This window comes from Isoptericola sp. NPDC055063, assembly GCF_053608125.1.
Genome location: NZ_JBSGUW010000017.1, coordinates 23,733 through 38,993, shown reverse-complemented (window position 1 = coordinate 38,993; position 15,261 = coordinate 23,733). Strand labels below are relative to the sequence as shown.

The following is a 15,261-nucleotide window of genomic DNA, read 5'->3' as shown; positions in this document are numbered from 1 at the left end:
AATGGGGGGCGAAAAACCAAAGGCGGGTGGTGGAGTGGGGCGGGGAGAGGGCGGAGGCACGGGGGTCGCGCGCCCCGTCCGGCGCCGTCGGTCATCGCTCCTCGGCCGCGTTCCTCGCGTCGACCTCGTCGAGCACCCGGCGCAGGTAGGTGAGCGTGAGCTTGCCGGCCGCGCGGTCGTACTGCTCCTCGTAGCCGTGCTTGGTGTACATGGCGAGGTTCTTCTTCGAGTCCTTGCCGGTGAAGGCCCAGACCTCGGTCACCTCGGACGGCAGGAACTGCAGGATCGCGAACATCAGCGACGTGCCGATGCCCTTGGCCTGCTGGTCCGGCGCCACGGCCAGGCGACCGAGCGTGGCGCGCGCGCCCTCGATCTCCAGGCGCAGCGAGCCCACCAGGCGGTGGCCCTCCCACGCGCCGACGGTCACGACGTCGTCGCGCGCCATGTCGTCGCGCAGCTCGTGCAGCGTCTGCGTCAGCGGGGGGATGTGCGGGTCGTCGTACAGCTGCGCCTCGCTGACGAACGCCGCCCGCCGCAGGGTCAGCAGCTCGCCCGCGTGGGCGTCGTCGACGAGCGCGATCCGCAGCGCGTCCGCCGCCTCCTCGCGCTCGACTTCCTGGGCGTCGGTGCCTGGTGCCTCGCTCATGGGGCCATCGTCGCAGACGGACGGCGGACGTGTCGTCGCGCGTCGGGAGCCGTCGGCCACAATGGTCCGGTGACCACCGAATGGGTTCTGACGCTCTCCTGCCCCGACCGCCCGGGCATCGTCCACGCGGTGGCGGGCGTGCTGGCCGAGCACGGCGGGAACATCACCGAGTCGCAGCAGTTCGGTGACCCCGCGTCGGGGCTGTTCTTCATGCGCGTGCAGGTGGCGGCGGACGCCGGGCGCGACGCCCTCGCCGCGGCGCTCGCGCCCGTCGCGGAGCGCTTCGGCATGACGTGGGAGCTGGACGCCGTCGGGCGCCGCCTGCGCACGCTGGTGCTGGTCAGCAAGGCGCCGCACTGCCTGGTCGACCTGCTCTACCGCGAGCGCTACCAGGACATGCCGGTCGACGTCGTGGGCGTGGTCGGCAACCACCCGGACCTCGCCGACATGGCCGCCTTCTACGGCAAGCCGTTCCACCACGTGCCGGTCACGAAGGACACCAAGGCGCAGGCCGAGGGGCGGCTGCGTGAGCTGGTCGCCGAGCTCGACGTCGAGCTGGTCGTCCTCGCGCGCTACATGCAGATCCTGTCGGACGAGCTGTGCCGGGACCTGCAAGGCAAGGTCATCAACATCCACCACTCGTTCCTGCCGAGCTTCAAGGGCGCTCGCCCCTACGCCCAGGCCCACGACCGCGGCGTGAAGCTCATCGGCGCGACGTCGCACTACGTGACGGGCGACCTCGACGAGGGCCCGATCATCGAGCAGGACGTCGAGCGCGTGGACCACTCGCGCGCCGTCGCCGACCTCGTCTCGCTCGGCGAGGACGTCGAGCGTCGCACCCTCGCCCGCGCCGTGCGGTGGCACGCCGAGCACCGCGTGCTGCTCGACGGCCACCGCACGGTGGTCTTCCGCTGAGGAACTACCCGCGAACGAGCGTGCAGAACGTCGACGACCCGCTCGGTACGAACGCCGCCAGGGTTCCGGACGTCGTCTTCTTTCCGTTGACGTTCTTGGTGATCTTGTAGAAGACCTGGGTGCCGATGGGGTAAGCCCGAAGCGTCCTGCGGGTCGACGTGAGCTTGGCCGAACAGCTCACCGAGACCGTGCGAGTGCTCGCCTTGGAGACGTTCAGCTCGCCGGCCACGAAGGACCGCGACGCGCCGAGGCTCAACCCGATCGTCCGGGTCGCGCTCACGCTCTTCTCGATCGAGCACCTCGTGCCGGGAGTGCCCGAGCACATGGCGAGCATGTTGTTCATGTTCACGATGCCGGTCGAGCGTCCCGTGACCTTCACGCTGTAGGAAGTCCAGGCCGAGGCGGGTTGTGCAGCGACGACGCCGCTCAGGAGGAACGCGCACACCGTCAGCACCGCCAGGAAGCTACGTGCACCGAGACGAGAGATGGTCACGGGTCAGCCCCCCAGCGTCGAGAGGCCGCAGTGCACACCCACCGGGTTGTAGGCGCGCTGCTTCGAGTTCTCCGTCTTGACGAGTCGTCCCACCGCGTCGTACTTCTTCGTGCGCACGGTGTACGACCACACGTCGTTCACCACGTAGGCCTTCAGGTACGGGTACTTCGCCGTCGTCTTCCGCGAGCAGCTGATGGCGATCGAGACCGTCTTGGAGCTGCTGATCCCCAGCTTGCCCGCGACGAACGTCGTCGACACCCCCGAGGAGACTCCGATGGTGCGGGTTGCCGACCTCGTCTTGTTGATCTTGCAGGTCACGGCGCGGCTAGGAGTACCGCAGGTGGCCAGGACCTGCCCGTAGCTCGTCACCTCCCGAGTCACGCTCTTGTTGACGACCGAGACCACGAACCGGTAATCCTGCGCGGACGCCGCAGTCGTCGGCATGACCAGGAGAAGCGCCACCAGCGCACTGCCTCCCACCAGCAGGCGTCGCCACCATGTCTTACGCACCACTCGCCACCACTTCCTCGTGTTGTCGTCATGTTGAGGACCCCTTCGTTCACACCACACTGGTGCCATGCTCAAGGACCCCGGCGAGACCGTAGTGCCCATGGTCAGGGTCGGCAACACATCGTTCGCACCACGGAATGCCCAAGCCTTCTCATCTCGGTGCGACGTCGTCCCATGCACGACGACGGGCCGCGCCCCCCGAGGGGAGCGCGGCCCGCCGCCGTCGTCGGACCGTGCGGTCCGGCGAGAGTGCTTACTTGAAGACGTCCTCGAGGGTCGGGTCGCCCGCGTAGGTCTCCTCCGCGTTGTCCTTGGTCACGATGACCGGCTCGAGCAGGTTGGCCGGGACCACCTTGACGCCGTTGTCGTAGGACTCGGTGTCGTTGACCTCGGCGTCCTCGCCGGCCTGGTACGAGTCGACGGCGTCGATCGTCGCGGCGACGAGCTTGCGGGTGTCCTTGTAGATGGTGGAGTACTGCACGCCCGCCATGATCGACTTCACCGACTCGACCTCGGAGTCCTGGCCGGTGACGACCGGGACGTCCTTGCCGGCCTGCTTGGCCGACGTCAGCGCCGCACGCGCCAGCGTGTCGTTCGGCGACAGGATGCCGTCGATGTCCTCGTCCTTGTAGCTGCCCGACAGGATCGTGTCCATGCGGTTCTGGGCGTTCTCCGCCTTCCAGCCCTGGGTCGCCGTCTGCTGCTGCGAGGTCTGGCCCGACTTCACCACGAGGGTGCCGTCGTCGATCTTCGGCTTCAGCACGCTCATCGCGCCCTCGAAGAAGGGCTTCGAGTTGGCGTCGTCCGGCGAGCCGGAGATGAGCTCGACGTTGTACGGGCCCTCACCCTTGCGGTCCTTGAGGCCCTCGAGCAGCGACTGGCCCTGGAGCTCGCCGACGTGGAAGTTGTCGAACGCCTCGTAGACGTCGACGGCGTCGGTGTTCTGCAGCAGGCGGTCGTAGGCGATGACCTTGACGCCCTGGTCGTGCGCGGCCTTGAGCTGCGAGCCGAGCTGCGAGCCGTCGATGGCGCCGACGACGATGACCTTGGCGCCCTGCTCGATCATGGCCTGGATCTGGTTCTGCTGCTCCGAGACGCCGCCGTTCGCGAACTGCACGATCGGCTTGTAGCCGGCCTCGGTCAGGCCGTCGTTGAACAGGTTCTCGGCGAGGACCCAGTTCTCCGAGGTCTTCTGCGGGAGGGCGACGCCGATGGTCGCGCCCTCCTCGAAGCCGGCGGCCGCGCTCTCGCCGCCACCGGCGGTGTCCCCGCCGCGGTCCGAGGAGCCGCAGCCGGAGAGCGTGAGCGCTCCCACGGCAGCGAAGGCGACGATCGCCGAAGTGAGCTTGATCTTCATGCTGTCCAACTTTCTGTGCAGGCGCCCATCGTCGGGAGCCGGTCTGGACGGAGCTGTCCTGGGGTGGATCGGGGTGGTGCGGGGGTGGTGCGGGGTGTGACCGCCGGGGCCTGTCCGGCCCCGGCGGCCGCGTCGTGGGTGGTCAGGGCTGCGACGTCGCGCCTTCGGCGACCGGCGCGCCGGCCTGCGACGCGTCGGGCGGCGTGCCGGCGCCCTTGTCCCGGCGGCCCGGGAACAAGAGCCCGATGATGGAGGCGCGGCCGTTGACCTTGCTGTGCACGTCGAACGCGACGGCGACGAGGAGCACGAGGCCCTTGATGATCTGGGTCATGTCCGAGCCGACGCCCATGAGCTGCAGGCCGTTGTTGAGGACGGCCATGACCAGACCACCGATGACGGAGCCGACGACGGTGCCGACACCGCCGGAGACCGCCGCACCACCGATGAAGACGGCGGCGATGGCGTCAAGCTCCCACATGTTGCCGTCCGAGGGGCCGGACGCGGTGGCCCGCCCCACGAAGACCATGCCCGCGAGGGCCGCGAGGATGGACATGTTCATCATCACGAAGAAGTTGGTGCGGCGGATGTTCACGCCCGACAGCGCGGCCGCGGCACGGTTGCCGCCGACGGCGTAGACGTGGCGACCGCCGACGGTCCGCGACGCGATGAAGTTGTAGAGGATGACCAGGACGGCGAGCACGATCCCGGGGATCGGGAACGAGGTGCCGTAGCGGCCCGAGCCGAACAGGAAGGTCACGTACGCGATCACGGCGGCGACGACGACGAGGCGCACGACGGAGACCGTCACGGGCACCGGCTCGATGCCGAGGCGCGTGGCGCGCGCCCGGCGGCGCAGCTCGGACCAGACCACGGCGACGATCGCGAGGACGCCGAGCAGCAGGGTCGAGTTGTTGAGGCCGGTGTTCGGGCCCCACTCGGGCAGGTAGCCGGCGCCGAGCTGCTGGAGCTCGGTCGGGACCGGGACGGTGTTCGACTGGCCGATGTACTGGTTGAGACCGCGGAACAGCATCATGCCGGCGAGGGTGGTGATGAAGCCGGGGATGCCGACATACGCCACCCAGAACCCTTGCCAGGCGCCGATCACCGCCCCCACGGCGAGCCCGAGGAGGATGCCCACCCACCACGGGATGCCCCAGTCGCGCAGCGCGATCGCCACGATGATGCCCGTGACCGCGGCCACCGAGCCGACCGACAGGTCGATGTGCCCCGCGATGATCACGAGCACCATCCCGATCGCGAGGATCAGGATGTACGAGTTGCCGATGATGATGTTCTGCGCGTTCGACGGCGTGAGGACCTTGCCGCCGGTGGCGATCTGGAAGAACACGATGAGCGCCAGCAGCGCGATCACCATGCCGTACTGCCGGAGGCCTCCGCCGAACAGCTGCTTGAGTGACGACATCGTCGTGGGTTCCTTCACTTCCTGGAGGAGGGGTCGGGGGGTGCTCAGCGGGCCGCGGTCGCGGGGGCGCCGGTCATGAGTCGCATGAGCTCTTCCTGGGTGGCGTCCGCGCGGGACACCTCGCCCGTCACGCGGCCTTCGAAGACCGTGTAGATCCGGTCGCACAGGCCGAGCAGCTCGGGGAGCTCGGACGAGATGACGACCACGCCCTTGCCCTCGTCGGCCAGGCGCTGGATGAGGCCGTAGATCTCGTACTTGGCGCCGACGTCGATGCCGCGGGTGGGCTCGTCGAGGATGAGGAGCTCGGGCTCCGTGAACATCCACTTGGCGAGCAGCACCTTCTGCTGGTTGCCGCCCGAGAGCGTGGACACGCCGCGGCGCACGTCGGGCGCCTTGATGGACAACGACTTGCGGTATTCCTCGGCCGCGAGGAACGCCTTGTCGTCGTCGATCACGACGCCGGTGGAGACGCGCGGCAGGTTCGCCGCGACGACGGTCTCCTTGATGGAGTCGAGGAGGTTGAGGCCGAGGGTCTTGCGGTCCTCGGAGACGTAGGCGATGCGGTGGCGGATCGCGGACAGGACGTCGGGGACGGAGATCTCCTTGCCGTCCATCCGGATCGTGCCGCCCAAGAACCGGCCGTAGCTGCGGCCGAAGATGGAGCGCGCCAGCTCGGTGCGGCCGGCGCCCATGATCCCCGCGAAGCCGACGATCTCGCCGCGCCGGACCGAGAACGCCGAGTCCTTGCAGACGAGCCGGCCGGGCACCTCGGGGTGCTCCACGGTCCAGCCCTCGACCTCGAAGAACGTCTCGCCGACCTTCGGCGTGTGGTCGGGGAAGCGGGACTCGAGGGACCGGCCGACCATCCCGCGGATGATGCGGTCCTCGTTGATCTCGCCCGCGCCGACGTCGAGCGTCTCGACCGACCGGCCGTCGCGGATGATCGTGATCGAGTCGGCGATCTCCTCGATCTCGTTGAGCTTGTGGGAGATCATGATGCTGGTCAGGCCCTTGGAGCGCAGGCCGCGCAGCAGGTCGAGCAGGTGCTCGGAGTCGTCCTCGTTCAGGGCCGCGGTCGGCTCGTCGAGGATGAGGAGCTTGACGTCCTTGGCCAGGGCCCGGGCGATCTCGACCAGCTGCTGCTGGCCGACACCGATGTTCTTGATCAGGGTGTCCGGCGACGTCCGCAGGCCGACCCGCGCGAGCAGCTCGGTGGCCTGGCGCCGCGCCTGGTCCCAGTCGATCCCGAGCCGCCCACGGACCTCGTTGCCGAGGAAGATGTTCTCCGTGACCGAGAGCTCCGGGATCAGCGCGAGCTCCTGGTGGATGATCACGATGCCGGCCTGCTCGCTGGAGCGGATGTCCTTGAACGCGACCTCGGCGCCCTGGTACCAGATCTCGCCGTCGTAGGTGCCGTGCGGGTAGACGCCCGACAGGACCTTCATGAGCGTCGACTTGCCCGCGCCGTTCTCGCCGCAGATGGCGTGGATCTCCCCCGCCTTGACCGCGAGCGAGACCTCGTCCAGCGCGCGGACGCCGGGGAACTCCTTGGTGATCGACCGCATCTCGAGCAGTGCGTGGCGATCGGGCATCGCGTCTCCTTCGAAGCACGAGCGGGCCCTCGATGGCCGCTCTGGTACCCGACCACTCCGTTCGGGCACCGGAGACGCTAGACCGCGACCGATCTTGTCGTCAACTAATGAAGACAAGGATCAGGTTGCAACCCGGTAACGGCTCAGACGGCGCCCGTGATCGCCGCGATCAGCTGCTCGTGGCTGGTCGTCGCGGGGAAGGAGCCGTTGTTCCGGCCCAGCCGCAGCACCTCGACCCGGTCCGCGACGGCGCGCACGTCGTTGAGGTTGTGGCTGATGAGGATGACGCCGAGCCCCAGGTCACGCAGGCCTTCGATGTAGGTCAGCACCTCGGCCGTCTGCGCCACGGACAGCGCCGCGGTGGGCTCGTCGAGGACGACGACCCGGGGCGACCCGACCAGCGTGCGGGCGATCGCCACGGCCTGCCGCTGACCCGCCGAGAGGTGCCGCAGCGGCGTGTCCACGGCCGGGATGCGCACGGTGAGGTTCCGCAGCAGCTCGCGGGTCCGCTCCACCATCTCGTCCTCGCGGAGGACGCCCTTGCGGGCCATCTCCTGGCCCAGGAACACGTTGGCGGTGACGTCGAGGTTCTCCAGGAGCGCGGGCTCCTGGAACACGCTGGCGATGCCGAGCCTGTTGGCGGCGGCAGGCGACGGGATCGCCACCTGCTCACCGTCGATCTCGACCTGGCCGGAGTCCGGGGAGAGCACGCCCGCGACCACCTTGGCGAGGGTGGACTTCCCCGCCCCGTTGTCGCCGACGAGGGCGACCACCTCGTGCGCGTGCAGGGTCAGGTCCACGTCGACCAGCGCCTCGACGGCGCCGAAGTACTTGCTCACCTTCCGGAGCGCGAGGACGGGCGAACGGGCGCTCACAGCAGTTCCTCCTGGGGCTGCGGGGGGAGGGCCACGCCCTCCCGGGTCTCGAAGACGTCGATGTGCTGCAGGACCAGGGACAACGCCCCCTCCAGCTCCGCGCGGGCGCCGAGGTCGGAGGCGACGACGTCCACCGGCGGCTCCGCCTGCTGCAGCACCGACTGGCGCTGGATCATCTCGCGGAACGGCTCGAGGAACACGTCGCCCGTCTCCGCGAGCTCGCCGCCCACCACGATCCGTTCCGGGTTGAACGCGGTCGCGACGTTCGCGACGACCCGGCCGACGGTGGCGCCGGCGTCGCGCACGAGCGAGCGGCACCCCGGGTCGTCGTCGTTCGCGAGCCGCACGACGTCGCGCAGGGTGAGCGAGCCGTGGCTGGTGCGCAGGGCCTCCAGCAGGGCCTCCTCGCCGACCACGGTGTTGAGGCACCCGCGGCTGCCGCAGCTGCAGATCCGGCCGGCCGGGTCCACCTGGACGTGCCCGATCTCCCCCGCGGTCCCGGCGACTCCGCGGTGCACCCGGCCGCCGAGCACGATCCCCGCGCCGACGCCGTGCCCGACGCGCACGTAGATCGCGTCGCGGGCCTCGCGGGCCGCGCCGAGCGTGCTCTCCGCGAGGGCGCCGAGGTTCGCGTCGTTGTCCACGAACACGGGCCTGGCCAGCCGTTTCGTGAGCACCTGCGCGACCGGGACGTTGTCCCAGCCCCGCAGCACGCCGCGTACCGAGACCTGCCCCGTGGCGGCGTCGACCGGCGCGGGCAGCGCCACCCCGATGCCCTGGAGCTCGTCCATCGCGGTGCCGAGGCGGTCCAGGAGCTCGACGATCAGCAGCGCGACCCGGTCCAGGCTGGTGTCCGCGCGATGCGCGTCGGCGAGGGGCATCACCTGCTCGGCGAGCACCTCGTGCGAGACGTCGGCGACGGCGACCCGCAGCTGCCGCCGGCCGACGACGACGCCGGAGACGAGGCCGGTCTGGTGCGCCAGCGTGACGAGCTGGGCGCGCCGGCCCGAACGGACGGTGTTGCGGACGTCGAACAGCTCGGCGGCGACGAGCTCCTTGACGATCGTGGAGATCGACGCCTGCGACAGGCCCGTGGCCCCCGCGAGCTCGACCTGCGTCAGCCCGCCGTGCCGCTTGACCGCCTCGACGACCCGGGCGCGGTTGGCCTCGCGCAACGAGGACTGCGATCCCGCCATCGGCACCCGTCCTCTCACGACCCGAAGTCTAGGGCTGGGCGACGGCGCCCCCGCGCGCCGGTCCGGCCGGCACCCGCTTTTCTTCACCCTCTGAAGGCAATGTACCTGCAGGAACGACGTCCGGCCCCGCCTCCGCGAGGGAGGCGGGGCCGGAGACCCTCCGACGTCAGCGCTGCGGGTCCTCCAGCACCGCGACGGTCCGCGCGGGCACGGTGACGGTGCCGGTCCGGGCGTCCCAGCGGGTCCGCTTCACGACCGGGTCGGCGCCCGAGCGCTGCACGGCCGAGAGCCGGAAGTCGCGCCCCGCGAGCTCCGACAGGTCGAGCGTCACGGCCTCGGGCGAGGCGTTGAAGACCGTGAGCAGCCCGTCCAGCCGGCGGTCGACGTCGCGGCCCACCGTGTCGTCCACGGCCATGGCGACCACGCCCGGCGTCGCGTCCGGGCCCGAGCCCGGGAACGACACCTTCTGCTCGATCGCCGCGGCGCTCCCGAGGCGGAACAGCCGGGTCGACGAGCGCAGCTCGAGCAGCTCGCGCGACGCCGTCGAGGCCGTCGCGATGTCCGACGGCGCCGGCTTGAGCCCCGGGTCTGCGAGGAGCGGCGCCATCACCGGCCACGCATCGGAGTTGTCCGCCGCCGGCGGCAGACCGCGGCCGAAGCCGTTGTCCTGCCCCGACCAGTCGATGGCGTTGAACCAGTCGCCCGAGTCGTACGAGTTGCGGTCCAGCGACTTCGAGCGCAGCAGGTCCGTGCCCGCGTGCCAGAACGACGGTGTCTGGGCCAGCGCCGTCGTCGCCAGCGAGACCGTGTTCATCCGCACGCGGTCGCGCATCGTCGTCTCCCGCGGCAGCTTGAGGGTCAGCAGGTCGAAGAGGGTCTCGTTGTCGTGCGCGTCGACGTACGTGACCACCTCCTCCGGCGAGTCCGCGTACCCCGCGGGGGCGCCCCGGTAGTCGAGGTCATCGCCCCGCGTGGTCTCGCCGGCGCCGTCGTCCGACGCCCGGAACGCGAAGTCCCGCAGGTTGCCCGCCAGGCCCAGGCGCACCAGGTCCGCCTGGTGGCCGAGGTCGGCGCGCTCGTCGTCGGAGCCGTCGTTGACGCTGCCGCCGTCGCCCGCGCTGGCCTCGCGGCCGTTCGGGTCGGTGAACAGCCCCGTGCCGAAGCCCTGCGCGAACCGCGACCCGCCGTCCACCGGCGAGCCGCCGTGCACCGCGTCGCGCAGCCGGTCGCTGAACGTCCCGATCCCGGTGCCGCCGAGCTGCCCCTGCGTGGCCTGCGTGAACAGGGCGTCGTCCGCCACCTCCCCGAAGTTCCACCCCTCGCCGTACAGGTAGACCGCGGAGCCGTCGACGCCGTCCTTGCGCACCGTCAGGGCGTCGAGCCCCTTCCGCACGGCGAGCATGTTCTCCCGCGAGTGGTGGCCCATGAGGTCGAAGCGGAACCCGTCCACCTTGTAGTCGCGGGCCCACGTGACCACCGAGTCGACCATCAGCTTCTCGGCCATCGCGTGCTCCGTCGCCACGTTCTGGCAGCACGTGCTGGTCTCGACCGCCCCCGTGGTGGGGTTCAGCCGCTGGTAGTAGCCCGGCACGACCCGGTCCAGCACGCTCTTCGCGTCCTGCCCGCTCGCCGCCGTGTGGTTGAACACCTGGTCGAGCACCACCTGCAGGCCCGCGTCGTGCAGCGAGCCCACCATGGTGCGGAACTCCGCCACGCGGGCGCCGCCCTCCGCGTCCGTGGCGTACGAGCCCTCGGGCACCGTGTAGTGCAGCGGGTCGTAGCCCCAGTTGAAGCCGTCGCCCGCCGCGACCTCCGCCACCGCCGCCTGCTGCTCCTCGCCGTCGGGCGCGAAGCCGGACAGGTCGCCGGTGGTCCGCTGGTCCGCGCGGTCCTCGGGGATCGTGGCGATGTCGAACGTGGGCAGCAGGTGCACCGTCGTCATGCCGGCGTCCGCCAGCTCACGCAGGTGGGTCATGCCGTCCGAGCGCTTCTCACCGAAGGCGAGGTACGTGCCACGCTGCTTCGCCGGCACCGTCTCGTCCGAGATCGAGAAGTCGCGCACGTGCAGCTCGTAGATCGTCTGGTCCACGGCCCGCTCCACCACCGGCTGCGGGGTGGTGCGCCAGACCTTCGGCTGCCACGCCTTGTCGTCGAGGTCGACGACCACCGAGTGCGTCGAGTCGAGCGTGAGGCCGACGGAGTACGGGTCCGTCACGACGTTCGTCTCGACCTTCCCGGTGCTCGGCACGTAGACCTGCACGGCATACCGGTACCGCGCGCCGCCCCAGGCGAGCCGCTTCGCCGCCTTCTTCCCGTCGAGCGTCCACGACCCGTCCCGCTCGCGGACCGCGTCGAACCGCTCGGGGTCGGCGTCCAGGTCGCGGCCGGCGGGCCAGACCAGCACGTCGACGTCCTTCGCCGTGGGCGCCCAGAGCGCGAACGACGCCCACCTGCCGCTGGGGTGCGCCTGGGCGCCGAACGTACGCTTCGATGCCGCCTCGCTGTACAGGTCGTCCAGCACGCCCGGCACCTGCACCCCGGTGGCCGCGGTGAGCCCGTCGCCCGAGGCCCGCGTGACCAGCAGCTGGCCCGTGAGCAGCTCCTCGGCGGCGGCGCGGCCCAGCGGCGCACCGTCGTCGCCCACCGGGGCGAGCGCGGTGTGACCCGCGAGCGCCGGGAAGTCGCGCGCGACGTCGTCGGGCACGTCCCCGGCCGCGGTCAGGTCGTAGGAGGCGGCCCCGTCGGGGAGGTCGCCACCGTCCGGCCCGCGGACCTGGCCGTCGACGACGGCGAGGCCGCCCTCCGGCGCGGTCCACAGGGTCCAGTCGTCGCCCTTCCCGAGATCCCCAGGCGCGAGCACGAGGCCCTGGCGCACCCAGTGCGCGGCCTGCTGGCCGGCGCCGGGCAGCGGCGGGTTCTCGACGCCGATCTCCAGCACGTGGGTGGCGAGGTCGTAGGTGAAGGTCACCGTCTCGCCGTCCCCCACGCTGAAGGAGTAGTTGGCGCCGTCGGGCTTGCCGCCCACGCCGTAGTTCTCGGCCCAGCTCAGCCCGTGCGCCACCTTCGCCTCGTAGGCACCGGCAGCCAGGCGGTCCGTGGACCACGTGTACGTGCCGTCGCCGTCCGGGTCCTTGAGCCACGACGCGAGGCAGTCGGGCGCCCAGGACACGGGTTCTCCGGAACTGCTCACACAGCCGACCTGGTCCTGGAACGACCCGGCCAGCGTGACCACCGGGCCCTGGGCGGTGGACGAGAAGTCGTGGCTCACCGGGTCCCAGTAGAAGGTGACCTTGCCGCCGTCGTGGGAGTAGGTGGCGTTGCCGCCGTCGCGCACTCCCCCGACGCCGTAGTTGACGGCCCACGAGCCGTTGACGGCGACCTTGTACTCGTAGTCGCCGGCGGGCAGGTCGAACGTGCCGGCCCACACGCCGTCGGGACGCTTCGTCAGGCGCGCAGCCTCGCAGTCGGGGGTCCAGTCGCCGGCGCAGCCCATCTCGCTGTTGTGGCTGCCGGCCACGGTGACCATGTCGACGTCGGGCTCGGGCTCCGCGTCCCCGGCGGTGCCGGAGACGTCCACGCCCACGGAGGCGAACGTCGAGGCGGCGGTGCGGTCGCCGTCCGCGTCCTGCGTCACGGCGCGGTACTCCACCAGCGTGCCCTCGGCGAGGCCCTCGGTGTCGTGGAACACGCGGGGCGTGGTGTCCTCGGCGGTGCCGAGGGCGTGCCACTCGTCGCTGCCGACGGCGCGCCACGCGAAGGACGTCTCCGCCCACGCGTCGTCGTCGACGTCGGCCGCCACGGCGGCGGTGCCCGTCACGGCGGCACCCGCCGCGGGGACCGCGACCTCGAGGGTGCCGTCCGAGCCCGCGCCCACGGCGCGGTCCGCGCGCAGCACGACGGCGGACGTCGCGGGCACGGTCAGGGTGACCTCGCCGGCGTCGTCGGCGGTGACGGTAGCCCGGTCGCCGCCGAGCGCCCCGTAAAGCACCTCGTAGGTGGCGCCCGGGGTGAGCGTGGCGAACGTGGCGTCCTTGGCCTGCGCCGCGTTGTTCACCGCCACCAGGTGCTCGACCTTCTCGTCGCGGTCCACCCGGCTGAAGGCGTAGACGCCCGCGCCGTTCTCCGCGTACCGCTCGATCTGCGCGCCGGTGGCGAGCGCCGGGTGCGCCTCGCGCAGCGCCGCCAGCTCGGCGATGTGCTCGTACAGCGGGGCGTCGGTGGCGTACCGGTCGACGCTGCCCGCCTGCTCGCCCGTGACCAGCGGCTGGTCGGCGTACCCGTCCACCTGGGTGGCGAACAGCGTCTGCCGCGCGTCCTTGTCGCCGCCCGTGCCGGCGAAGCCCTGCTCGTCGCCGTAGTAGACCACCGGCTGGCCGCGCGTGAGGTACATGAGGTCGTGCGCCAGCTCGTCGCGGGCCAGCGGCTCGTCCGTGCCGGCGAGCATGTACCCGACCCGGCCCATGTCGTGGTTGCCGAGGAACGTCGGCAGCGCCGACGCGGACTTCGTCGGCGTCGTGTACCGGTCGTCGCTCGCGTACAGGCTCGCCAGGCCGCGGGCGCTGTTGCCGCTCGCGTAGCTGGTCGCCGCCGCCTGGAAGGAGAAGTCGAGCACCGAGCTCATGTCCGTGTCGCGCACGTACGGCGACGTCTTCGCGGAGTCGGCGTCGTACACCTCGCCGAACATGAAGAAGTCGTCCTTGCCCTGCGCGCGGGCGTGGTCCATGACCTGCGCCGACCACGCCTCCCAGAACTCCTTGTTCACGTGCTTGACCGTGTCGATGCGGAAGCCGTCGATGCCGAGGTCGATCCAGTCGTCGTACACGTCGACGAAGCCCTGCACGACGCGCGGGTCCTCCGTCATGAGGTCGTCCAGGCCGTCGAAGTCGCCGTACGTCACCGACTCCCCCGTCCACGTCGAGTTGCCACGGTTGTGGTAGAGCGTCGGGTCGTTGAGCCAGGCGGGAACCTTGACGTCCCCGTCCTGCGGCGCGATCACCGGCGTGTACGGGAACGACGTCGCGGCGTCCAGCTCCGGGAAGTCGTCGCTGCCCGCGACGTCGGCCGGGTCGAAGGCGTTCCCTGCGGCGTCCGTGTACGGCGAGGTGGCCTGGTCGACATAGCCGTACTCGCCCTCGGCGTAGTCGACGACGTCCGCCGTGTGGTTGGTGATGATGTCGAAGTAGACCTTGATGCCTTTGGCGTGGGCCTCGTCGATCAGCGCGCGCAGCTCGTCGTTGGTGCCCAGGTGCGGGTCGATCCGGGTGAAGTCGGTGACCCAGTAGCCGTGGTAGCCCGCGCTCGCGTCGGCGCCCGTGCCCTGCACCGGCCGGTTGAGGAACGACGGCGTGAGCCAGATCGCCGTGGTGCCCAGGCCCTCGATGTAGTCCAGCCTGTCGCGGAGCCCGGCGATGTCGCCGCCCTGGTAGAAGCCCTTGTCCGTCGGGTCGAAGCCCGTCGCGAGCCGGTCGCCGTCGAGCCCGCCCGTGTCGTTGCCGGTGTCGCCGTTGGCGAACCGGTCGGTCATGACGAAGTAGAACCGCTCGTCCGAGCCCGCCTGCCGCACCGGCGGCACCACCAGGTCGGCGTCAGTGGCGTCGTCGTACCCGCCCGCCAGGTCCAGCGGGGTCAGGGCGACGCGGTGGGTCGCGTCGTCGTACGTGACGCGCACGCGCGCGTCGCCGGCCAGCACCAGCGGGGCGTTCTCGTCCGTGCCCTCGCGGCCGTACGACTCGTCCCACGCCCCGTCGAGCGCGACCTTGTACTCGTACGTGCCCGCCGGCAGGTCGACGTCGGCGCTGAACGTGCCGTCGCCGACGGGAGCCAGCGCCGACGCGGCGCACGTGGGGTCCCAGTCCTGGGCGCAGCCCAGCTCGGTCTGCAGGCTCCCGACCAGGGTCGCCGTGCGGTCCGCGGCGCCGGCCGCCGGGGCCGTCGAGAGAGCCAGCCCGGCGAGGCCCGCGGACAGCGCGGGGACGGTCAGTGCGAGGGCGGTCAGCGACGCCGCGGTGCGGGTCGCGGGCCGTCTGGAGGCAGGCGCTGGTCCAGCACGATGCATGGGAGGACTCCTTCGTCGTCCGGGCGCGCGAGGCCGCGACCCGAGCGCGACTGTACCGTTGCTGCAACCTTGCAGCAACGGTCGCGCCCGTTCTGTTGTGGGGGGGAGGTTTGTCCCTTTTGTCCCCCGCAACAAAGACAAAAATCCCCTCCCCCCCCCCGCCCCGATCCGCCCGACCAATGCTCCCACCCCCCGGTTA

The 15,261-nt window shown here is 71.1% G+C and carries 10 protein-coding genes; 1 reads left to right on the top strand and 9 read right to left on the bottom strand.

The annotated features are described in order from the left end of the window. Positions 1–91: 91 nt before the first annotated feature. The gene (locus ACWF41_RS18935) at positions 92–646 is read right to left on the bottom strand and encodes a GNAT family N-acetyltransferase (protein ID WP_380327086.1); all 555 of its coding nucleotides are present in this window, start codon (positions 644–646) and stop codon (positions 92–94) included. 69 nt (positions 647–715) lie between these two features. Between ACWF41_RS18935 and purU the strand changes: the two genes are divergently transcribed. Then, positions 716–1,561, top strand: coding sequence for a formyltetrahydrofolate deformylase (gene purU, locus ACWF41_RS18930; RefSeq protein ID WP_380327083.1), 846 nt, complete (start codon positions 716–718; stop codon positions 1,559–1,561). Between the two features lie 4 nt (positions 1,562–1,565). Here the strand turns inward: purU and ACWF41_RS18925 are convergent, their stop codons facing one another. The 8 genes from ACWF41_RS18925 to pulA form a co-directional block, all read right to left on the bottom strand. Continuing rightward, positions 1,566–2,054, bottom strand: coding sequence for a hypothetical protein (locus ACWF41_RS18925; RefSeq protein ID WP_380327080.1), 489 nt, complete (start codon positions 2,052–2,054; stop codon positions 1,566–1,568). Positions 2,055–2,057: 3 nt separating this feature from the next. Further along, a complete protein-coding gene (locus ACWF41_RS18920; protein WP_380327077.1) occupies positions 2,058–2,516 on the bottom strand; it encodes a hypothetical protein in 459 nt (152 codons plus the stop codon). Positions 2,517–2,817: 301 nt separating this feature from the next. After that, positions 2,818–3,921 (bottom strand): substrate-binding domain-containing protein, encoded by a 1,104-nt coding sequence (locus ACWF41_RS18915; RefSeq protein WP_380326152.1) that lies wholly within the window; start codon positions 3,919–3,921, stop codon positions 2,818–2,820. Positions 3,922–4,063: 142 nt separating this feature from the next. Beyond that, positions 4,064–5,344, bottom strand: coding sequence for a multiple monosaccharide ABC transporter permease (mmsB, locus tag ACWF41_RS18910; protein ID WP_380326147.1), 1,281 nt, complete (start codon positions 5,342–5,344; stop codon positions 4,064–4,066). A 44-nt stretch (positions 5,345–5,388) separates the two neighbouring features. Then, complete coding sequence (gene mmsA, locus ACWF41_RS18905) at positions 5,389–6,936, bottom strand: multiple monosaccharide ABC transporter ATP-binding protein (protein ID WP_380326144.1); 1,548 nt, start codon at positions 6,934–6,936, stop codon at positions 5,389–5,391. 143 nt (positions 6,937–7,079) lie between these two features. Beyond that, positions 7,080–7,811: an ATP-binding cassette domain-containing protein gene (locus tag ACWF41_RS18900; RefSeq protein WP_380326141.1), complete on the bottom strand. Its 732-nt coding sequence runs from the start codon at positions 7,809–7,811 to the stop codon at positions 7,080–7,082. Then, on the bottom strand, positions 7,808–9,007 hold the full coding sequence (locus ACWF41_RS18895) for an ROK family transcriptional regulator (RefSeq protein ID WP_380326138.1): 1,200 nt from the start codon (positions 9,005–9,007) through the stop codon (positions 7,808–7,810). The genes ACWF41_RS18900 and ACWF41_RS18895 overlap by 4 nt, the downstream gene beginning before the upstream one ends. A 166-nt stretch (positions 9,008–9,173) precedes the next feature. Then, positions 9,174–15,062: a pullulanase-type alpha-1,6-glucosidase gene (pulA, locus tag ACWF41_RS18890; protein ID WP_380326285.1), complete on the bottom strand. Its 5,889-nt coding sequence runs from the start codon at positions 15,060–15,062 to the stop codon at positions 9,174–9,176. Positions 15,063–15,261: the final 199 nt, after the last annotated feature.

Coding starts and splice junctions, on each gene's coding strand:
- ACWF41_RS18895 (WP_380326138.1), bottom strand. CDS start 9,007: ATGGCGGGATCGCAGTCCTCGTTGCGCGAGGCCAACCGCGCCCGGGTC.
- ACWF41_RS18935 (WP_380327086.1), bottom strand. CDS start 646: ATGAGCGAGGCACCAGGCACCGACGCCCAGGAAGTCGAGCGCGAGGAG.
- mmsA (WP_380326144.1), bottom strand. CDS start 6,936: ATGCCCGATCGCCACGCACTGCTCGAGATGCGGTCGATCACCAAGGAG.
- ACWF41_RS18915 (WP_380326152.1), bottom strand. CDS start 3,921: ATGAAGATCAAGCTCACTTCGGCGATCGTCGCCTTCGCTGCCGTGGGA.
- pulA (WP_380326285.1), bottom strand. CDS start 15,062: ATGCATCGTGCTGGACCAGCGCCTGCCTCCAGACGGCCCGCGACCCGC.
- mmsB (WP_380326147.1), bottom strand. CDS start 5,344: ATGTCGTCACTCAAGCAGCTGTTCGGCGGAGGCCTCCGGCAGTACGGC.